Source organism: Streptomyces sp. NPDC059010, from assembly GCF_042740355.1.
Classification (GTDB): Bacteria; Actinomycetota; Actinomycetes; order Streptomycetales; family Streptomycetaceae; genus Streptomyces.
Genome location: NZ_JBHYJA010000038.1, coordinates 1 through 20,154 on the forward strand (window position 1 = coordinate 1; position 20,154 = coordinate 20,154).

The 20,154-nt window shown below is 70.7% G+C and carries 18 protein-coding genes; 12 read left to right on the top strand and 6 right to left on the bottom strand.

Features of this window, described 5'->3' with window-relative positions; genetic code table 11:
* From ACFWYS_RS33140 to ACFWYS_RS33160, 5 genes are all read left to right on the top strand, one after another.
* The coding region (locus ACFWYS_RS33140) for a DUF3459 domain-containing protein (RefSeq protein ID WP_384776730.1) at window positions 1-522 on the top strand (522 nt) is incomplete at its 5' end.
* Between the two features lie 5 nt (window positions 523-527).
* The gene (gene treS / locus ACFWYS_RS33145; protein WP_384776732.1) at window positions 528-2,252 is read left to right on the top strand and encodes a maltose alpha-D-glucosyltransferase; all 1,725 of its coding nucleotides are present in this window, start codon (window positions 528-530) and stop codon (window positions 2,250-2,252) included.
* Window positions 2,253-2,286: 34 nt separating this feature from the next.
* Complete coding sequence (locus tag ACFWYS_RS33150; protein WP_384776734.1) at window positions 2,287-3,648, top strand: maltokinase; 1,362 nt, start codon at window positions 2,287-2,289, stop codon at window positions 3,646-3,648.
* Window positions 3,649-3,652: 4 nt separating this feature from the next.
* Window positions 3,653-5,860 (top strand): 1,4-alpha-glucan branching enzyme, encoded by a 2,208-nt coding sequence (glgB, locus tag ACFWYS_RS33155; RefSeq protein ID WP_384776736.1) that lies wholly within the window; start codon window positions 3,653-3,655, stop codon window positions 5,858-5,860.
* A 133-nt stretch (window positions 5,861-5,993) separates the two neighbouring features.
* Window positions 5,994-7,898: an AMP-dependent synthetase/ligase gene (locus ACFWYS_RS33160; RefSeq protein ID WP_384776738.1), complete on the top strand. Its 1,905-nt coding sequence runs from the start codon at window positions 5,994-5,996 to the stop codon at window positions 7,896-7,898.
* Between the two features lie 6 nt (window positions 7,899-7,904).
* Here ACFWYS_RS33160 and ACFWYS_RS33165 read toward each other — a convergent pair whose 3' ends face one another.
* Complete coding sequence (locus tag ACFWYS_RS33165) at window positions 7,905-8,456, bottom strand: hypothetical protein (RefSeq protein WP_384776740.1); 552 nt, start codon at window positions 8,454-8,456, stop codon at window positions 7,905-7,907.
* Window positions 8,457-8,466: 10 nt separating this feature from the next.
* Window positions 8,467-9,069: a hypothetical protein gene (locus tag ACFWYS_RS33170; RefSeq protein WP_384776742.1), complete on the bottom strand. Its 603-nt coding sequence runs from the start codon at window positions 9,067-9,069 to the stop codon at window positions 8,467-8,469.
* Window positions 9,070-9,343: 274 nt separating this feature from the next.
* Here ACFWYS_RS33170 and ACFWYS_RS33175 point away from each other — a divergent pair, with 274 nt between their 5' ends.
* From ACFWYS_RS33175 to ACFWYS_RS33190, 4 genes are all read left to right on the top strand, one after another.
* Window positions 9,344-10,729: an NAD(P)/FAD-dependent oxidoreductase gene (locus tag ACFWYS_RS33175; RefSeq protein WP_384776744.1), complete on the top strand. Its 1,386-nt coding sequence runs from the start codon at window positions 9,344-9,346 to the stop codon at window positions 10,727-10,729.
* 84 nt (window positions 10,730-10,813) lie between these two features.
* Window positions 10,814-13,057 carry an FUSC family protein gene (locus ACFWYS_RS33180; RefSeq protein ID WP_384776746.1) on the top strand — a complete coding sequence of 748 codons (2,244 nt, stop codon included), beginning with the start codon at window positions 10,814-10,816 and terminating at the stop codon, window positions 13,055-13,057.
* Between the two features lie 35 nt (window positions 13,058-13,092).
* On the top strand, window positions 13,093-13,335 hold the full coding sequence (locus ACFWYS_RS33185) for a hypothetical protein (RefSeq protein WP_384776748.1): 243 nt from the start codon (window positions 13,093-13,095) through the stop codon (window positions 13,333-13,335).
* A gap of 304 nt (window positions 13,336-13,639) precedes the next feature.
* The gene (locus ACFWYS_RS33190; RefSeq protein WP_384776750.1) at window positions 13,640-14,095 is read left to right on the top strand and encodes a cyclic nucleotide-binding domain-containing protein; all 456 of its coding nucleotides are present in this window, start codon (window positions 13,640-13,642) and stop codon (window positions 14,093-14,095) included.
* 112 nt (window positions 14,096-14,207) lie between these two features.
* Here the strand turns inward: ACFWYS_RS33190 and ACFWYS_RS33195 are convergent, their stop codons facing one another.
* From ACFWYS_RS33195 to ACFWYS_RS33205, 3 genes are all read right to left on the bottom strand, one after another.
* Window positions 14,208-14,627 carry an MmcQ/YjbR family DNA-binding protein gene (locus ACFWYS_RS33195; RefSeq protein WP_384776752.1) on the bottom strand — a complete coding sequence of 140 codons (420 nt, stop codon included), beginning with the start codon at window positions 14,625-14,627 and terminating at the stop codon, window positions 14,208-14,210.
* A 56-nt stretch (window positions 14,628-14,683) separates the two neighbouring features.
* Window positions 14,684-15,982 carry an MFS transporter gene (locus tag ACFWYS_RS33200; RefSeq protein ID WP_384776754.1) on the bottom strand — a complete coding sequence of 433 codons (1,299 nt, stop codon included), beginning with the start codon at window positions 15,980-15,982 and terminating at the stop codon, window positions 14,684-14,686.
* A 99-nt stretch (window positions 15,983-16,081) separates the two neighbouring features.
* A complete protein-coding gene (locus ACFWYS_RS33205) occupies window positions 16,082-16,696 on the bottom strand; it encodes a LysE/ArgO family amino acid transporter (RefSeq protein ID WP_384776756.1) in 615 nt (204 codons plus the stop codon).
* Window positions 16,697-16,762: 66 nt separating this feature from the next.
* On the opposite strand from ACFWYS_RS33205, the gene ACFWYS_RS33210 reads away from it, so the two are divergent.
* Window positions 16,763-17,668 (top strand): LysR family transcriptional regulator ArgP, encoded by a 906-nt coding sequence (locus tag ACFWYS_RS33210; RefSeq protein WP_384776758.1) that lies wholly within the window; start codon window positions 16,763-16,765, stop codon window positions 17,666-17,668.
* A gap of 67 nt (window positions 17,669-17,735) precedes the next feature.
* Here ACFWYS_RS33210 and ACFWYS_RS33215 read toward each other — a convergent pair whose 3' ends face one another.
* Entirely contained in the window at window positions 17,736-18,440 is a 705-nt protein-coding gene (locus ACFWYS_RS33215) for a TetR/AcrR family transcriptional regulator (protein WP_384776760.1), read from the bottom strand.
* A gap of 120 nt (window positions 18,441-18,560) precedes the next feature.
* Between ACFWYS_RS33215 and ACFWYS_RS33220 the strand changes: the two genes are divergently transcribed.
* Window positions 18,561-19,778, top strand: a complete 1,218-nt coding sequence (locus tag ACFWYS_RS33220; RefSeq protein WP_384776762.1) for a saccharopine dehydrogenase family protein — start codon at window positions 18,561-18,563, stop codon at window positions 19,776-19,778.
* 106 nt (window positions 19,779-19,884) lie between these two features.
* Window positions 19,885-20,118, top strand: coding sequence for a WhiB family transcriptional regulator (locus tag ACFWYS_RS33225; protein ID WP_384776764.1), 234 nt, complete (start codon window positions 19,885-19,887; stop codon window positions 20,116-20,118).
* Window positions 20,119-20,154: the final 36 nt, after the last annotated feature.

Consider the following 20,154-nt stretch of genomic DNA (forward strand, 5'->3'; position numbering starts at 1 on the left):
GTCCTGGCCGCCACCCTCTCCCCCACCTGGGGCATCTACAGCGGCTACGAACTGTGCGAGAACACCCCCCTGCGCCCCGGCAGCGAGGAATACCTGCACTCGGAGAAGTACCAGATCCGCCCCCGCGACTGGGCCGCCGCCGAACGCGAGGGCCGCACCATCACCCCCCTGATCACCAGGCTCAACGCCATCCGCAGAAGCCACCCCGCACTGCACCGGCTCCGGAACCTGCGCTTCCACCGGACCGACAACGACGCGCTCATCGCGTACAGCAAGCGCACGGGCCCGGACACGGTTCTGGTGGTCGCCAACCTCGACCCCCACCACACCCAGGAGGCCACGGTCTCGTTGGACATGCCGCAACTCGGCCTGGACTGGGACGCCTCCCTCTGCGTGCGCGACGAACTGACGGGTGAGACCTACCGCTGGGGCCGCACCAACTACGTACGCCTGGAGCCCGGCAGGGCGCCCGCGCATGTGCTCCACGTCCAGGTATCGCCACCGCAGATCGGAGGGTCTTGAGCGCCATGACCGTCAACGAGCCCGTGCTGGACACCTTCGAGGACACCCCCGCCAAGGATCGTGACCCCGACTGGTTCAAGCGCGCCGTCTTCTACGAGGTCCTGGTCCGCTCCTTCCAGGACAGCAACGGCGACGGCGTCGGCGACCTCAAGGGCCTCACCGCCAAACTCGACTACCTGCAATGGCTCGGCGTCGACTGCCTGTGGCTGCCGCCCTTCTTCAAATCACCGCTCAGGGACGGCGGCTACGACGTCTCCGACTACACCTCGGTGCTGCCGGAATTCGGTGACCTCGCCGACTTCGTGGAATTCGCCGATGCCGCCCATCAGCGGGGCATGCGCGTCATCATCGACTTCGTCATGAACCACACCAGCGACCAGCACCCGTGGTTCCAGGAGTCACGGAAGGACCCCGACGGCCCCTACGGCGACTACTACGTGTGGGCCGACGACGACAAGGCCTACGGCGACGCCCGCATCATCTTCGTCGACACCGAGGCGTCGAACTGGACGTACGACCCCGTTCGGGGACAGTACTTCTTCCACCGCTTCTTCTCCCACCAGCCGGATCTCAACTACGAGAACCCGGCCGTGCAGGAGGAGATCCTGGCCGCCCTCCGCTTCTGGCTCGACCTCGGCATCGACGGCTTCCGGCTCGATGCCGTGCCCTACCTGTATGCCGAGGAGGGCACCAACTGCGAGAACCTTCCTGCCACCCATGAGTTCCTCAGGCGTGTCCGTCGCGAGATCGACGCGATGTATCCGGACACGGTGCTGCTCGCCGAGGCCAATCAGTGGCCCGAGGACGTCGTGGACTATTTCGGCGATTTCCAGAGTGGCGGCGACGAATGCCACATGGCGTTCCACTTCCCGGTCATGCCGCGCATCTTCATGGCCGTACGGCGGGAATCGCGCTACCCGGTCTCGGAAATCCTCGCCAAGACCCCGGCCATCCCGTCCGGCTGCCAGTGGGGCATCTTCCTGCGCAACCACGACGAGCTGACCCTCGAAATGGTCACCGACGAAGAGCGCGACTACATGTGGGCGGAGTACGCCAAGGACCCGCGGATGCGCGCCAACATCGGCATCCGGCGCAGGCTGGCTCCGCTCCTCGACAACGACCGCCATTCGATCGAGCTGTTCACCGCGCTGCTGCTCTCCCTGCCGGGCAGCCCGATCCTCTATTACGGCGACGAGATCGGCATGGGCGACAACATCTGGCTCGGCGACCGCGACGCCGTCCGCACCCCCATGCAGTGGACCCCGGACCGCAACGCCGGCTTCTCCTCCTGCGACCCCGGACGGCTGTTCCTCCCCACGATCATGGACCCGGTCTACGGCTATCAGGTCACCAACGTCGAGGCGTCCATGGCGTCGCCGTCCTCGCTCCTGCACTGGACCCGCCGCATGATCGAGATCCGCAAGCAGAACCCCGCCTTCGGACTCGGCACCTACACGGAACTCCAGTCCTCCAACCCCGCCGTACTCGCCTTCCTGCGCGAATACGAGGACGACCTCGTGCTGTGCGTGCACAACTTCGCGCGCTTCGCACAGCCCACCGAGCTCGATCTGCGCGAGTTCAACGGACGTCACCCGGTGGAGCTGTTCGGCGGGGTCCGTTTCCCGGCGATCGGCGAACTGCCGTATCTGCTGACCCTCGGGGGCCACGGCTTCTACTGGTTCCGGCTCTCCCGAGTCGCATCCCGCATCGGACAACGGCTCTCAGCCTGAGCTTCGAGCGTGCGCCGAGGAAAGGACGCGTCCCATGCAGAAGATGGCATCTCCCCGACCGAGCCGTACGGTCGACGCCGGCCCGATGGCGTCGCTCGCCGGGCTGCTGCGCGAGTGGCTGCCACGGCAGCGCTGGTTCGCGGGCAAGGACCGGCCCGTCACCGATCTCGCGCTGCTGTCGATGACGGAGCTGTTCCCGGGCTGTCTGCATCTGCTGGTGCACGCCGGTCACTCGGCGGTGCCCTCGCCGGGCAACACTCCCCCGGCCGGCGACTGCTACCAGCTGCTGATCGGCGTACGGCAGCAGTTGTCGCCGCGGCTGGGCCGGGCGCTCATCGGCCGTGCCGAGGAAGGGCCGTTGGCCGGTCTGACGGTGTTCGACGCGTTGCAGGACCCCCGGTCGGCCCAGTTGCTCCTGGAGCGGCTGCGGCATCCCGGCACGGCGGGCCCGCTGCGCTTCGAGGCGGACCCCTCGGTGTCCGTGCCGGCCGGGCTGGTGCCGCGGCTGCTGGACGCCGAGCAGTCCAACTCCTCGCTGGTGTTCGGCGACGCGTTCATCCTGAAGCTCTTCCGGCGCATCCAGCCGGGCGTCAACCCCGACCTGGAGGTGCCGGGCGCGCTGGCCGAGCAGGGCTGCCGCCGGGTGCCGGCCCCCGTGGCCTGGTTCCGCACGACGCATCCCCGGGAGGCGACGCTCGGGGTGCTGCAGCCGTTCCTGCGGGACGCCTCCGACGGCTGGACACTGGCGCTCCAGGCGCTGGCCTCGGGCGGCGACTTCACGGCGGAGGCCCGTCAGCTGGGGCGGGCGACGGCGGAGGTGCATCTGGCACTGGCGTCGGCCTTCCCCTCCCGGGGGCGCGGGGAGAACGGCCGTAACGCGGCCGCGATGACCGAGCGCCTGGAGAACGCCGCGCACTTCGTGCCCGCGCTCCAGCCGTACGTCCCCGGCCTGCGCAGCGCGTTCGGCGCCCTCGCCGGATGCGATCCCGGTCCGCCGGCCCAGCGCATCCACGGCGATCTGCATCTGGGTCAGGTGCTGCGGGCCGGCCGTGAGTGGTTCGTCATCGACTTCGAGGGCGAGCCGTCCCGACCGCTCGCCGAGCGGCGCGGGGTGCACTCGCCGGTGCGGGACATCGCCGGCATGCTGCGCTCCTTCGACTACGCCGCCCGGCAGCGCCGCCCGTGGCGCCCGGAGTGGGCGCGCCGCTGCCGGGAGGCCTACTGCGCGGGCTATGCGGCCCTCGCCGGGTGGGACCCGCGCAAGAAGCACGGATTGCTGCGTGCTTACGAGACCGACCGTGCCGTGTACGAGGTGCTGTACGAGGCGCGGCACCGACCCGACTGGTTGCCCGTACCGATGGCGGCGATCGAACGCCTCGCCGTGAGAGGAGCCTGACCACATGGCCCTGCACGAGACCTCGCGCCCCGAATCGGCCGGACCGGGCCGGTGCGCTGCCGCGCCCGCCCTGGATCCCGCCGACCGCGACCGCCTGCTGTCGGGCGCCCACCACGATCCGCATGCGCTGCTCGGCGCCCATCCGGTGCCGGGCGGGATCGCCATCCGGGCGCTGCGCCCCTTCGCATGTGCGGTGAGCGTGGTGGTCGACGGCGAGCGCACCGGGCTGGTCTCCGAGGAGGGCGGCCTCTTCTCGGCCGTACTGCCACTGGACGCGGTCCCCGAGTACACACTGCTGGTGTCGTACGCGCAGGACGGGTCCGACGAGCGCGAGGTCCACGACCCGTACCGCTTCCTGCCCGCCCTCGGCGAGCTCGACCTGCACCTCGTCCGGGAGGGTCGGCACGAGGAGCTGTGGAAGGCGCTCGGCGCCGAGCCGATGACCCACCAGGGCGTGGCCGGCACCCGCTTCACCGTATGGGCGCCCAACGCCCGGGGAGTGCGGGTCGCCGGGGACTTCACCTGCTGGGACGGGACGGCGTTCCCGATGCGCTCGCTCGGGGCGTCCGGGGTGTGGGAGCTGTTCCTGCCGGGCATCGGCGAGGGCACCCGGTACAAGTTCGAGATCACCTCCCGGCACGGCCACCGCTTCCTCAAGGCCGATCCGATGGCCCGCCGGGCGGAGGTCCCGCCGGACACGGCGTCGATCGTGCACGCCTCGCGCTACGAGTGGGGCGACGAGCACTGGATGGCCCACCGCGGCGACGTCCCGGTGCACCAGGCGCCCTTCTCGGTGTACGAGGTCCACCTGCCGTCCTGGCGGCCGGGACTGACGTACCGCCAACTCGCCGAGGAACTGCCCGAGTACGTCACCGACCTCGGCTTCACGCACGTCGAGTTCATGCCGGTGGCGCAGCACCCCTTCGCCGGTTCCTGGGGCTATCAGGTCACCGGCTTCTACGCGCCGACCTCGCGGCTCGGCACGCCCGACGACTTCAAGTACCTGGTCGACGCCCTGCACCAGGCCGGCATCGGGGTGATCGTGGACTGGGTGCCGGCCCATTTCCCCAAGGACGACTGGGCGCTGGCCCGGTTCGACGGGGAGCCGCTGTACGAACCCGGGGATGCCCGGCGGGCCGAGCATCCGGACTGGGGGACGTTCGAGTTCGACTACGGGCGTACCGAGGTGCGCAACTTCCTCGTCGCCAACGCCACGTACTGGTGCGAGGAGTTCCACATCGACGGGCTGCGGGTGGACGCAGTGGCGTCGATGCTCTACCTCGACTACTCGCGGGAATCCGGGCAGTGGGCGCCGAACGAGTTCGGCGGGCGCGAGGACCTGGACGCGATGCGGTTCCTGCAGGAGATGAACGCGACCGTGTACCGCCGCAACCCGGGGGTCGTCACGATCGCGGAGGAGTCGACCGCCTGGGACGGGGTGACCCGGCCGACCGACAGCGGCGGGCTCGGGTTCGGGCTGAAGTGGAACATGGGCTGGATGCACGACTCGCTGGAGTACATCGCCAAGGAGCCCGTGCATCGCAGGTACCACCACAACGAGATGACGTTCTCGATGGTGTACGCCTACAGCGAGAACTACGTCCTGCCCATCTCCCACGACGAGGTCGTGCACGGCAAGCAGGCGCTGGTCTCCAAGATGCCGGGCGACTGGTGGCAGCGCCGCGCCAACCATCGCGCGTATCTGGGCTTCATGTGGGCGCATCCGGGCAAGCAACTGCTCTTCATGGGGCAGGAGTTCGCCCAGGGCGCCGAGTGGTCCGAGGCGCACGGGCCGGAGTGGTGGCTGCTGGATCCCGGGTACGCGTCGGCGGGTGACCATCGGGGCGTGCGGGACCTGGTGCGGGACCTCAACGCGTTCTACCGGGCGACGCCGGCCCTGTGGGAGCGGGACACCGACCCCGGTGGCTTCCAGTGGGTGCTGGGCGACGCGGCCGAGGACAACGTCCTCGCCTTCCTGCGGTACGGCGCCGACGGCGACGTCCTGCTGGCCGTCTCGAACTTCTCGCCCGCCGTCCGTCACGACTACCGTCTGTGGGTGCCGGACCACATCGACATCTGGCAGGAGACCCTCAACACCGACGCCGTGCACTACGGCGGGAGCGGCGTCACCAACCCCGACCCCCTCAAACCGGAGGACGGGCACCTTCGGCTGACGCTGCCTCCGCTCGGCACGGTCTGGCTGTCGCCCTGATCGCGGCGAGATCACCGATCGGGGTCAATTGTCAGTTCTCGACACCGCGCGCTCCGCACTGGGCTAGATTCGGGCACCGCCGATAACGGAACTCGTCGGCAATGTCACACCCGGTACACAACAGGAGCAGCGCATGCGCGACCTCGGCCTCGCTCCCCCGACCGTCACGACCCTGACCGGTGGGCTCGCCGACAGCGTCTTCGAGACGGCGGTCCTCGATCCCACGCTGCCGATGCTCGCGCGCCGTCCCGATCCCTCCTCCGCCCGCTGGGAGGAGGTGACCGCCGTCGAGGTGCGCGACGAGGTGGCCGATCTGGCCAAGGGGCTGATCGCGTCCGGGATCTCGCCGGGGCACCGGGTCGCCATCATGGCGCGTACCCGGTACGAGTGGACGGTGTTCAGCCACGCGCTGTGGGCGGTGGGCGCCGAGGTGGTGCCGATCTATCCGACGGCGTCGCGCGACCAGGTCGAGTGGATCCTGCGGGACGCCGAATGCGTGGCCGTGGTGGTCGAGGACGAGCAGGCGGTCATGACGGTGGGCTCGGTGTGCGGATCGCTGCCGCAGCTGCGCCATGTCTGGCAGCTGGACGCGGGCGGGCTCGGGCAGCTCGTGGAGCGGGGCGAGTTCATTCCGCTGACGACGGTCGAGTCACTGCGCCGGATCGTGCTGCCGGACTCCACAGCCGTCATCGCCTACACCTCCGGCACAACGGGCCGGCCCCTGGGCTGCGCGCTGAGTCACCGGAACCTGGCGAGCTCCTGCGACACCCTCCTCGCCGGCTGGGGCCACAAGGTGGTGCCCCCGGGAGGGCAGGCGTCCGTTCTCGCCTTTCTGCCCTTCTCCCATGTGTACGGCCTCCTGGTGCAGACCCTGTGCATGCGCGGCGGCATGATGATGGGCCACGAGCCCGATCTGAGCGAGGAAGCGCTGTCGGCGGCGCTGCGCGCCTTCAGGCCGACCTACTTCTGTGGCGTGCCGTCGATCTTCGAGAAGATCTACAAGAACGCCCTGCGTACGGCCCAGCAGGCGGGCCGGGGGGCGCTGTTCGAGCGGGCCGCCGACACGGCACGGGACTTCGCGGCGGCGCTGGAACGGCAGCGGCTGGGCGGCGGGCCGGGACCCGGCTTCGATCTGCGGCTGCAGCACGCCCTGTACGAGCGGACGGTGTACCGCAAGTTCCGTGCCGCACTGGGCGGCAGGGTGCTGCTGGGGACGTCCGGCGGCTCCCCCTTCAACCGTGAGCTGTCCCTCTTCTACGAAGGCATCGGCATCTATGTGAACGACGGTTACGGGCTCACCGAGACCAGCGGCGGTGTCACGGCCCAGCCGTTGGGCCGGGAGATGTCGGGGTCCGTCGGCCAGGCGATCCCCGGCATGGACATCCGGGTGGCCGACGACGGGGAGATCCTGGTGCGGGGGCCGTCGGTGTTCCAGGGCTACGTCAATGACGACGCCTCGACGTGGGCGGCGCTGCGCGGCGGCTGGCTGGCCACCGGGGACCTCGGACGGCTGGACTCCGACGGCTATCTGACGATCACCGGGCGCAAGAAGGACGTCATCGTCACCAGCAGCGGCAAGAGTGTCTCCCCGGCGCTCCTGGAGCAGCGGCTCAGGATGCATCCGCTGGTCCATCAGGCGGTGGTCGTGGGCGACAACCGGCCCTGTGTCGGGGCCCTGATCACGCTGGACCCCGACTTCCTGGCGTTCTGGCGCGACAACCTCGCGGCGCGCAGCGACGCGCGCATGCGGGAGGCGCGGGAGGAGAACGCGCTGCGGGAGGAGATCGCCCGGGCGGTGGCCGCCGCCAACAGCGCGGTGTCGCGGGCCGAGTCCATCCGGGTGTTCCGGGTGCTGCCGGCGCCGTTCGACGTGGCCAGCGGGCTGCTGACGCCGTCGATGAAGCTGCGCCGGGACGCGATCGTGCGGCACTACGCGCTGCAGATCGACGCGATGTACCAGGCCCGCTCGCGGGTGCCCCGGGAGCATCTGTCGGACGAGTTCGCGCACTGGGACGACGCGGACAACGTCTTCCGCTGAGCGCGGCTACTCGCCCGAGGTGAGCCGTACGACGTTGGACTGCTCGCCGAGCACGAAGGCGCGGATGCGGAAGGCGGCCTGTTTCTCGCCGGGCAGGGTGATGAGTGTCGTGGCGGTGGTGTCCGGGCCGACGACGGCGACTGGGTCGTACCCGTCGCTGTTCTTCCGGCGCATCTCCAGGAGGAATCCGTCCTCGTCCGTGGAGTCGTCGGTCCAGGTGAAGCGGATGCCGTCGGGCAGTTCGGTGCGCGCCGGCCGGGACACGGGGCCCCGGTAGGCCCGCAGCCGGTAGAAGAACGTGGTGTGCGGCATCAGGTCGGGGTGGCGGTAGGTCGAGACCTGCCGGGGCAGATGGTCCAGGACGGTGTAGGGGCCCGCCTCGTCGGTGGCGAACTCCAGTACATGGCCGTCGGCTCCCGGCCGGGCCCCGGTCCAGTCGAGGTCGATGTCGGTGGGTGTCGTGAGGACACCGCGCAGGGGTTGCCGGGTGTCGGCCGAGCAGGCCGGCAGCGCCAGGATCAGCGCTGCCGACACCGCGACGCACGTCGTTCGTCGCATACGGCGGCCGCTACTTGCGCCAGAAGCGGATGCCGCTCCACTCCACGGTGGCCGTCCCGTTGCCGCTGCTGGTGCGGTAGGCGCCGAACTTGTCGTAGAAGCTGCCGCCGGGGCTGGCGTAGGTGTGCTTGAGGGAGCCGTTGATGTAGGTGCGGTGCTCGGCGCCGACCTGGTGGACGGTGTTGACGCGGACGGTCGCGCCGACGGTTCCGGCGCCCGAGAGCGTCGCGCCGCCGTGCACCGCGTACAGCCTGCCGCCGCGCTCGACGGCGAGCATGAAGTACGGGCCGGAGCCCGACTCGTGGAAGGTCTGCTTGAGGCTGATCCGGGTGCCGCTGAGGCCGGTGATGCGGAAGTAGCCCTCGAACTGGTGGGTTCCGCCGGTGTAGGTGGCATAGCGGCGTTCAGCCCGTTGGTCGCCACTGGTGGTGGAGCAGGTGAGCCGGAAGGTCAGGCCGTCGATCTGGCCGCAGCCCCGTTCCTGCTCGCTGTAGCCGGGTGACACCGACTGCCAGCCGCCGGGCTCGACTTCGGCGAAAGCATGCGGGGCCGCGAGCAGCGATGTGGCGCACAGCGTCGTGGTGACGGCGAGGGTGCGCAGGCGTGGGAGCATCCTGTCTCCTGTCGGATGTGGGGGGGACCGCACCTCACATATTCATGTATGTGAACTGCGGCCTCTCATATGGATGAGCGTTACGGAAGCTAGGTCCGGACCAATGACTCGTCAAGAGATCGTGCGGACACGTCTTTCACTTCCGAACCGGTGTGCCCCCGCGCCGGTTGGGGCAGGGTGGCCAACGGCGGTTTCATCTGCCTGCCGCACCCGGCTGGCGCAACGACCGGTGGCGCGGTGGGATCGAGGCAGACCGCCTGGAGCCGCAGAAGGGATGATCACCGTGACACGACCCAGGATCCTGGTGGTTGGCGCAGGCTTCGCCGGAGTCGGCTGCGTGCGCCGGCTGGAACGCAAACTCTCCCCCGACGACGCCGAGATCACCTTGGTGACGCCGTCCTCCTACCAGCTCTATCTGCCGCTGCTGCCCCAGGTCGCCTCCGGCGTCCTCACCCCCCAGTCGATCGCCGTGTCCCTGCGCCGCAGCCGCAGGTACCGCACCCGGATCATCCCGGGCGGCGCCATCGGCGTGGACCTCGCGGCCAAGGTCTGCGTCGTCCGCACCATCACCGACAAGATCGTCAACGAGCCGTACGACTACATCGTGCTGGCCCCCGGCAGCATCACCCGCACCTTCGACATCCCGGGGCTGACCGACAACGCCTACGGCATGAAGACCCTCGCGGAGGCCGCCTATCTGCGCGACCACGTCATCTCCCAGCTGGACCTGGCCGACGCCAGCCAGGACCCGGACGAGCGGGCGCGACGGCTGCAGTTCGTGGTGGTCGGCGGCGGCTACGCGGGCACGGAGACCGCCGCGTGTCTGCAGATGCTGACCCACAACGCGGTCAGGCGCTATCCGCGGCTCGACCCGAGCCTCATCAAGTGGCATCTGATCGACATCGCGCCGAGGCTGATGCCCGAGCTCGGCGAGAAGCTCGGCACCGACGCCCAGGAGATCCTGCGCAAGCGCGGCATCGAGATCTCCCTCGGCGTGTCCATCGCGAAGGCGGGCCCCGACGAGGTCACCTTCACCGACGGCCGGGTGGTGCCCACCCGCACACTGATCTGGACCGCCGGTGTCGTCGCCAGCCCGCTGATCGCCACGCTGGGCGCGGAGACGGTGCGGGGGCGGCTCGCGGTGAACGCCGAGATGAACCTGCCCGGGCACGACGGTGTGTTCGCGCTCGGCGACGCCGCCGCGGTGCCCGATGTGGCGAAGGACGAGGAGGGCGCCGTCTGCCCGCCGACCGCCCAGCACGCCATGCGCCAGGGCAAGGTCGTGGCGGACAACGTCATCGCGGCGCTGCGTGGCCAGCCGCTGCGGCAGTACCGGCACAAGGATCTCGGGCTGGTCGTCGACCTCGGCGGCTTCGACGCCGTTTCCAAGCCCCTCGGTGTCGAACTGAAGGGCCTGCCCGCGATGGTCGTCGCCCGCGGCTACCACTGGTCGGCGCTGCGCACCAATGTCGCCAAGACCCGGGTCATGACGAACTGGCTGCTCAACATGGTGGCCGGGGACGATTTCGTGCGCACCGGATTCCAGTCCCGCAGCCCGGCCAAGCTGAAGGACTTCGAGTTCGTGCACGCCTATCTGACGCCGGAGGAGCTACGGGCGAGGGTCGCCGGGAAGGGCGGGGCCGGCAAAACGGCCGGGTGAGGGGACGGCCGGGTGACCTGACGGCCTCGGCCGATCCGCGGAACAGGGCGTGAACGGGGACAGCGCGGGAGAGAGTGCGGCGGCGTGAAGGCAGCGGCAGGGCCGGTCCGGGCGCGACTGCGGGACCGTGCCGCGGCGTCGGACCCCGGGCTGCTGCGGCTGACCGCGGGGCTGCGCACCGCAGGCTCGATCGCCCTCGCGGTCGCCGTGCTCGCCCTGCTGGGCACCGATGTCCGCCACCTGGTGGCCGGGGCCCTGGCGGCGATGGTCTCCACTTTCGCCATCCGGGAGAAGCAGCGCGGGCCACAGGCTGTCACGCTCGCGCTGGGTCTGCCGGTGGCGCTGGCAGCGATGACGCTGGCGGCGGTGCTGCACAGCCGTGTCGTGGCCGGGGACCTGTTCTTCGTCGCGCTCATCTTCTGTGCCGTGTACGGGCGCAGATTCGGCGACCGGGGCACCGCGCTCGGTCTGATCGGTTTCCAGATCTACTTCGTGTCCCTGTTCGTCGGTGCCACTGTCGCCGAACTGCCCGAGCTGTGCGGCGTGGTCGCGGTGGCCTTCGTGTGCAGCGCGCTGGTGCGGTTCGTGCTCGTGCCCGAGACGCCGGCGGGAGTGCTGCAGCGGTTGCGGGAGGCCTTCCGTGCCCGGCTGGCCCAGCTGCTGTCCGCGCAGCTCGATCTGCTCGACGCGGGTCCCGAGGACGTGGACCGGGCCCTGGAGCAGGTGCGGGAGGGCACCGCGCGGCTGCACGAGACGGCTCTGCTGATCCAGGGCCGGCTGGCGCAGGGGGCCGCCGACGAGACGGTGGCCCGGCTCGTGCAGCGGCGTGTCGCGGACGCCGAGATCGCCGCCGAGCGGCTGGGGCTGTCGTTGCTGCGCGCACGCGGCGCCGAGCGGGTGGACACGCTGGCCCTGCATCTGCCGGGTGCGCCCGTGCCCTCGGGCGGACGGGAGCCGCCGCGGGACGAGGCGACCGTCCTGCTGCGCCGTGACCTCCAGGCGCTGCACCTGCTCGTCCTGCGTCCCGTCGACCGGGCCGGCGGGACCTCGGTGGCCCTGGTCCGCAACCGGCTCCTCGGCTATCGCGACGAGGAGAACCTGCCCGACGTCTCCCCGGCCGAGCAGGACGTCTTCCGGGCGATCGGCGAGGCCGCCCGCGCCGTCCTCGGGCTGCGGATCGCCCTCGGCGGAGCCCAGGACGAGACCGACGACACCCCTGCCACGGCCCGTTCGCGAGAGGAACTGGACGCGGAGGACGCCGTGCTCGACGCCGGCGAGGAGGAGCCGGCCCAGGAGCCCACGGGGCTGCGGCGGCCCACCACGCGGGCCGCCGTGCAGGTCGCCGTGGGATCGTCGCTGGCCATCGTCGGCGGCGAGCTGCTGTCCCGGGACCGCTGGTACTGGGCGGTGCTGACCTGCTGGATCGTGTTCCTCAACACCGCCTCCACGGGCGAGATCCTGGTCAAGGGCTACCGCCGTCTGCTCGGCACCGTCCTGGGCGTCCTGGCCGGGATCGTGCTGGCCGGCGCGGTCGGGCGCCACACCTGGACGGCGTTCGCGCTGGTGCTGCTGTTCGTCTTCGCGATGTTCTACTCGGCGCCGCTGTCCTACACGCTGGTGTCCTTCTTCGTCACCGCGGCCCTGGGCCTGCTCTACACCCTGCTGCACACCTACAGCCTCTCGGTGCTCGTGCTGCGCATCGAGGAGACGGCGCTCGGCGCGGCCTGCGGGGTGATCGCGGCCGCGTTCGTGCTGCCGGTGCAGACGGACCGCCGTACGAACGAACTCCTCGCCACCGTGCTGCGCCGACTCGGCGATGTCACCCGCAGCGCCGTCGACCAGCTCAGCGGCGGGCCGCCCGTCGAGCTGCTCGACGAGGCGCGCGACCTGGACCAGGCACTGGCCGATCTGCGGGCGGCCGTGCAACCGCTCACCCACCCGGTGACGCCGCTGCGGGCCCGGCGGGAGACCGCCCGCTACGTGGTCGCGCTGCTGGAGACGTGCGCCTACCACGCGCGCTCCCTGGCCGCGACCGCCGAGCTGCTGCCCACCCACCCCTCGATCGCGGCGGACCCCCGGCTGCGCCGGGCCGCGGCTCGCATCGAGCACAACATCGAGGCGCTCTGCGCCCACGTCACCGAGGAACACTCCACGGCCGAGCTCCACACCGGGCCGAGCATCGCCTCACTCCTGGGCCCGACCGCCTCCGGCGTCCCGCGCTACGGCCGGGTCACCGATCGCGTCCTGCGGCACCTGCAACGCCTGGACGAGGGCGTGGCGGGGCTGGCGCGTCCTCTGGGGGTACCCGTCAAGGCATCCGACGGGTGAGGGCTCACCCGGGCGAAAGCGGGTACGCGGAGGTCATGACCGATGTCGTGGACTCAGACGAACTGCTGCGGCGGATGCAGCGCGCGAGGGCCTGTGCGCGGCAGGAGGAGCGGAAGTGGCGGGTGCGGAGCGAGGAGCTGAGGGCGGCCGATCCCGACGGTGCCCGCGACGCCGCCGTACGGACGCTGGCCTACGAGACCGTGCTGACGGTCCTGGAGGAGATCCTGACCCCGGGCAAGCACTACGAATCCCGGGCAAGCGCCACGAACCGGACCTGAAACCCGGATCAGAGTGAAACCGGTCACGTACAGTGGTTTCGGGTACGCAGAACCATCGAAGATGGTTTACGGTTCATCCATAAGTGGTCACGGGGTCGACCGTATCCGTCCCCCGCGCACCACCGCATACGGCCCTGGCTGGTCTCCCCCGTCCAGCCAGGGCTTTTTCATGCCCACGGCGGCCTGCCGCAGAAGATTCCTGGCCGAAACCGCGCTCCGCCGAGGTGCTCAGCGGGCCCGCAGCGGCTGAAATGGACGCAGGGAAGCACCTTCAAGCCCAGTCCCCGGCGAGGAGCCCCGTGCCATGACCAAAGCGATCAAACTGCTCACCGCCCTGCCACCTCCTCAGCGTGAACGGCTGATGTCGCTCGCCCGGGAGGTCTCCTTCGCGGAGGACGCCCGGATCTTCGAGGCGGGCGGTACGGCCGACCGCTTCTGGGTCATCCGCTCGGGCGCCGTCTCCCTCGACCAGAAGGTGACGGCCCTGCAGCGGGTCACCGTCGCCAGCCTCGGCGCCGGCGACCTGCTCGGCTGGTCCTGGCTGTTCCCGCCGTACCGGTGGGACTTCGGCGCGGAGGCCTTCAGCCCCGTGCGCGCCTACGAGTTCGAGGCGGCGGCGGTGCTCCGGGTGTGCGAGGAGGACACCCGGCTCGGTCTGTCGCTGGTGCGGCACGTCGCCGAAATCCTCGCGCACCGGCTGGAGATGACCCGGGGCAAGCTGATGGAGCAGTACGGGCACTCCCGGCGCAGTGTGCTGTGAGCCGAGGAGCGCTCCGAGCGCCTGTGTGTGTTGCAGCGATCCCAGGTCCCCACGCAGGGCCTGCTATGACGCCGGTGGTACCGCACGCCCGGCGACGCGAGCCCGCCGCCGGTCAGCTGATCGCAGGCGGGAGGGCGACCCGGGCGGCGAGGAACTTCGGGGCCATCTCGCGGTAGCTGTCGGTGATCAGTTCGGTGAGCTCGGTCCAGTCGGTGTGGTCACCGAGCACGGCGGCGACGACGTTGTGCCCCCAACCGGCACGCAGGAACGGGAACCCGCCGGCGGTCAGGCCGAGCAGGTCGTCGACGGGCACCCGGAAAGTCATCACGACCAGTTCCTGATCTGCGGCTGCATACGGGGCGTAGACCGGGGAGCGCTCCACGTCCGGCGTGTAGACATGGGCAAATGTCCGCGTACGGATCCGCCAGCGCACACCGATCCAGGCCGGTTCCTCGTACGACTCGGGCAACTGCCGGCAGATCGGCCGCAGCCGGTTCAGGATCTCCGGCGGCACGTCTCCAGGACTCGACATGGGTCGACACTAGCGACCGCCGGCGAATTGACAGGGCCGCGCGGGTGATTGAGTGGTCAGACGCGGTAGCGGCGCAGGGCGGGTACCGCGGCGGCCAGGGCCAGCATGAGGGCGACGACCAGCAGGCCGCCGCCCGCGGTGGCCGCGCGGGGGCCGAAGGCCGAGCCCGCCGTGCCGTGCAGGACGTCGGCGAGGCGCGGACCGCCCGCGACGACGACCGTGAAGACGCCCTGCATCCGGCCGCGCATCTCGTCGCTGGCGGCGGACAGCAGGATCGCCCCGCGGAAGACCATCGAGACCATGTCGGCGACCCCGGCGAGGACCAGGAACACCGCCGCGAGCCACAGACTGCCGCTCAGCCCGAAGCCGGTGATGGCGGCGCCCCAGGCGACGACCGCGCCGATCACCATCCAGCCGTGCCGGCGGGCCCGGGAGAACGTACCGGAGAACAGCCCGCCGGCCACCGCGCCGATCGGTATCGCCGCGAACAGCAGTCCGAGGGCGAGCCCTTCGCCGTACGACGCGTAGGTCTGGCTGGACAGTTGCGGGAACAGGGCGCGGGGCATGCCGAAGACCATCGCGATGATGTCGGCCAGGAAGGACAGCAACAGCACCTTGTGCAGGGCGATGTAGCGGAAGCCCTCCGCGATCTCCCGTACGCCCGCGCGGCGCTCGGCCGCGGCCTTCAGGGGCGGCAGCGCGGGCAGTCGCAGGACCGCCCACACCGTGACGCACAGCGCCAGCGCGTCGATGAGGTACAGCTCGGCCAGGCCGATGACGGGTATCAGCACGCCGGCCAGCAGCGGTCCGACCACCTGGCCGGTCTGCATGACGGTCGAGCCGAGGGCGTTCGCGGCGGGCAGTTCGCCGGCCGGGACCAGGCGGGCGATGGAGGCGTTGCGGGCCGGGGCGTTGATGCCCCAGAACGCCTGCTGCACGGCGAGCAGCACCATCAGTACGGCCACCGATTCCAGGCCGGTGGCGGCCTGGAGCCATAAGAGCACCGAGGTGACGGCGATGCCGCTGTTGGTGATCAGCAGCAGCTTGCGGCGGTCCATGCTGTCGGCGATCGCCCCGCCCCACAGCGCGAACACCACCAGCGGCAGCAGTCCGGCGACACTGGCCGCGCCGACCCAGGCCGAGGAGCCGGTGATGTCGTAGATCTGCTTCGGCACGGCGACCGCGGTGAGCTGGCTGCCGACGGCCGTGACGATGGTCGAGGACCACAGGCGGCGGTAGGCCGGGCGGCGCAGGGGCCGGGTGTCCATGGCCCAGCGACGCCAGCCGCGCCGCTGGGGAGGCACCGGGGAGGGGTCCTTCTCCCGGGGTTCGGTACTGCTCTCGCTCGTGTCCACGCGCTTCCTGGATGCTCGCTACATCTTTCTCGTCCGGGGATCACTATGGCAGTACCGGCCAGGAGTTCGGATCGGGATCACGGCTTTCGGCTTTCGGCTTCAGCCTCCGGCGATGAGGGAGGCGCCGAGGGCGATCATCGTCGCGGCGATCACTGCGTCCAGCACCCGCCAGGCGACGGGCTTGGCGAGATGGCGGCTCAGCAGCCGCGCGCCGAAGCCGAGCGCGGCGAACCAGCACAGGCTGGCGAGTACGGCGCCCAGGCCGAAGGTCCAGCGCAGCGGGCCGCGGTCGGCGGCGATCGTGCCGAGCAGGAAGACGGTGTCGAGGTAGACGTGCGGGTTGAGCCACGTCATCGCGAGGCAGGTCAGCACCGCCCGCCGCCGTGACCCCGCCGCCTCTCCGACGGTCAGCAGGGCGCCGGCCGGCTTGAAGACCCGGCGGGCGGCGAGCGCGCCGTAGCCCAGCAGGAACGCCCCGCCGATCCAGGCGACCGCCGTCAGCACCCCCGGCCACGCCACGACCACCGCGCCGACACCGGCCACGCCCAGGGTGATCAGGAGCGCATCGGACAGGGCGCAGATGCCCACGACGGCGAGGACGGCGTCGCGGCGGATCCCCTGGCGCAGGACGAAGGCGTTCTGGGCGCCGATCGCGACGATCAGCGAGAGGCCGGTGCCGAATCCGGCGGCGGCGGTGGTCAAGGCGGTTGTCATGCCATTGACGCTATGGAAGCGATCTCTTGACGTACAGCTAAAGATTCTTACGTATCTTTAGCAGGTATGAAGACCGAGCTGACCGAGCTTCCCCTCGACCAGGTGCGGACGCTGCTCGCGGTGGTGGACGAGGGCACCTTCGACGCGGCCGCCGCGGCCCTGCATGTGACGCCGTCCGCGGTGAGCCAGCGGGTGAAGGCGCTGGAGCAGCGCACGGGGCGGGTGCTGCTGGTGCGGACCAAGCCGGTGCGGGCCACCGAGTCGGGTGAGGTCGTCGTCCGGTTCGCCCGCCAGCTGGCCCGGCTGGAGCGGGACGCGCGCGCCGAGCTCGGCATGAGCGCGGCCGGGGAGCCGACCCGGGTGTCCATCGCGGTCAACGCGGACTCGCTGGCGACGTGGTTCCTGGGGGCGCTCACGCGGGTGCCCGCGGAGCCGGCGCTCTCCTTCGAGCTGCGGCGGGAGGACGAGAGCCGTACCGCGTCGCTGCTGCGGGAGGGGGCGGTGATGGCCGCGGTGACGTCGTCGCCGGATGCCGTGGCGGGGTGTTCTGTGCGGGCGTTGGGGCGGATGCGGTATGTGGCGGCGGCGAGTCCTGGGTTCGCGGAGCGGTATCTCGGTGGGGAGTTGGGGGATGCGCTGGGGCGGGCGCCGGTGATGTGTTTCGACCGGAGTGACGAGCTTCAGGACGGGTTCGTGCGGGGCCGCCTGCGGCGAGGTTCCGCGGGGGTGGTGCGGCACTATGTGCCGACGTCCGAGGGGTTCTTGTCTGCCGTGGTGGCCGGGCTGGGGTGGGGCATGATCCCCGAGGTGCAGGCGGGGCCGTTGCTGAGGGAGGGGCGGCTTGTGTCGTTGGCGCCTTCGAGGCCGGTTGATGTTCCGTTGTACTGGCAGCAGTGGAAGTTGGATTCGCCGGCTCTGGTGGTGGTGACTGAGGCTGTGGCGGCTGCGGCGGGGGAAGTGTTGCGCCTATGAATGGGGGCCGATCGGTCCACTGGCGGGTGCAGGCTTGTTGTGGCTGGTCGCGCAGTTCCCCGCGCCCCTAAAGGGGCGCGTCCAGGTACCGGGATGCGCCGTCCAGCAGCATCTCCAGCGCCGTCGGATACGCGCTGGTCACCATCCGGGTCGCCAGCAGTGGGGCCGCCTCGGCGATCCGTGGATAGGCCGTGCGGGGCAGCCTTGCGTACGTCGAGCGCCACATCTCCTCGTCGGCCCGCAGTGAGGCGCTGGGCAGCGCCAGGGACGCCGCGTCCAGGGCCGCGAAGGCCAGGGTCTGGTCGATGAAGGCGTGGTAGATGCGGACGGTGTCCGGGAGCGGGAAGCCGGCCGTGCGCAGGATGTTCAGCACCGTCTCGTCGGCGGCGAGTTCGTTGGCGCGGCCCGTCACGCGGCTCGTCGTCAGCACGGCTGCCTGGGGGTGGGCGACGTACGCGGCGTGGATGCGCAGCCCGACGGCGCGCAGGTCCTCGCGCCACTCCCCCGTCGGCTTCCAGCCCTCCAGCGCCTGGCCGATCAGTGCGTCGCCGATCGCGAGGGTCAGGTCGTCCATGCCGCGGAAGTAGCGGTACAGCGTGCTCGGGTCGGCGTCGAGGGCGAGGCCGAGGCGGCGGGCGGTGAGTCCGGTGCTGCCGTGTTCGCGCAGGATGCGCAGTGCCGTGTCGACGATCAGCCGCTCCGACAGCACCGTGCCGCTCTTCGTGGGACGCCGACGGCGCCGCTTCTCCTCCGGTATGACCGCTTTCGGCACGACATCCTCCATTCTTATGCCAACGCCATTGACCTTATGTGACGGGGCGGCGTTGTATCTCGGGCGGGGCCCCACCACGTCGTAGACCTTTCCCAGACCTTCAGCCGAGGGAGTCTTGTCATGCGTGTACTGCTCGTGGGAGCCGGCGGTGTCGGTACCGCCATCACCCGGATCGCCGCCCGGCGTCCTTTCTTCGAGGCGATGGTGGTCGCCGACTACGACCTCGCGCGCGCCGAGTCGGCCGTGGCGGCGCTCGGCGGCGACGCCCGGTTCCGGGCCGAGCGTGTCGACGCGAGCGACGAGGCAGCGGTCGCGGCGCTGCTGGCGCGGCACGCGTGCGATGTGCTGCTCAACGCCACCGACCCGCGCTTCGTGATGCCGCTGTTCCAGGCCGCGCGCACCGCCGGGGCCACCTATGTCGACATGGCGATGTCGCTGTCGCACCCGCATCCGGAGCGGCCGTACGAGGAGTGCGGGGTCAAGCTGGGCGACGCCCAGTTCGAGCAGGCGGCCGACTGGGAGAAGGCGGGCGCGCTGGCGCTGGTCGGCATGGGGGTGGAGCCGGGGCTGTCGGACGTGTTCGCCCGGTACGCGGCCGACGAGCTCTTCGACGAGATCGAGGAGATCGGTGTCCGGGACGGAGCGAACCTCACCGTCGACGGGTACGACTTCGCGCCGTCGTTCAGCATCTGGACCACGATCGAGGAGTGCCTCAACCCACCGGTGGTCTACGAGGACGGCCGCGGCTGGTTCACCACCGAGCCCTTCAGCGAGCCCGAGGTGTTCGACTTCCCCGAGGGCATCGGGCCGGTCGAGTGCGTGAACGTGGAGCACGAGGAGGTGCTCCTGATGCCGCGCTGGGTCGACGCGCGCCGGGTGACCTTCAAGTACGGCCTGGGCGAGGAGTTCATCGGCACGCTGAAGACGCTGCACCTGCTGGGCCTGGACCGCACCGAGCCGGTGACTGTGCCGGGGCCCGACGGGCCGGTGCGGGTCTCGCCCCGGGACGTCGTCGCCGCGTGTCTGCCGGACCCGGCGACGCTGGGCGAGCGGATGCACGGCAAGACCTGCGCGGGCACCTGGGTGCGGGGCGTCAAGGACGGCGCGCCGCGCGAGGTGTACCTGTACCACGTGGTCGACAACCAGTGGTCGATGACGGAGTACGGCTCCCAGGCCGTGGTCTGGCAGACCGCCGTCAACCCGGTCGTCGCCCTCGAACTCCTGGCCACCGGCGCCTGGTCGGGTGCGGGCGTGCTGGGCCCGGAGGCCTTCCCGGCGCGTCCCTTCCTGGATCTGCTGACCGCGTACGGCTCCCCGTGGGGCATGCGCGAACAGTGACCTGATTCAGCTGTGCCCCATGGGGTTTCACATCTGCGTCGACAGGCGACCCGAAAACGAGTAAGGCATCCAACGAGGGCACGTACGACGATCGCAGGTGACTTTGATGGACGACTGGCGAGACTACGCCGCCTGCCGCCATGAGGACCCCGACCTCTTCTACCCGATCGGCACGTCCGGTCCGACCCTGCTGCAGACCGAGCAGGCGAAGGCCGTCTGCCGGCGCTGCACGGTCCGGGACCAGTGTCTGCGCTGGGCACTCGACATGGACCAGTTCATCGGGATCTGGGGCGGCAAGAGCGAGGCGGAACGACGGGCGCTGCGGCAACGGGCCGGATGACGGGCCCGCCGGCGCGGTGCGGGTAGGGGCCGCCGC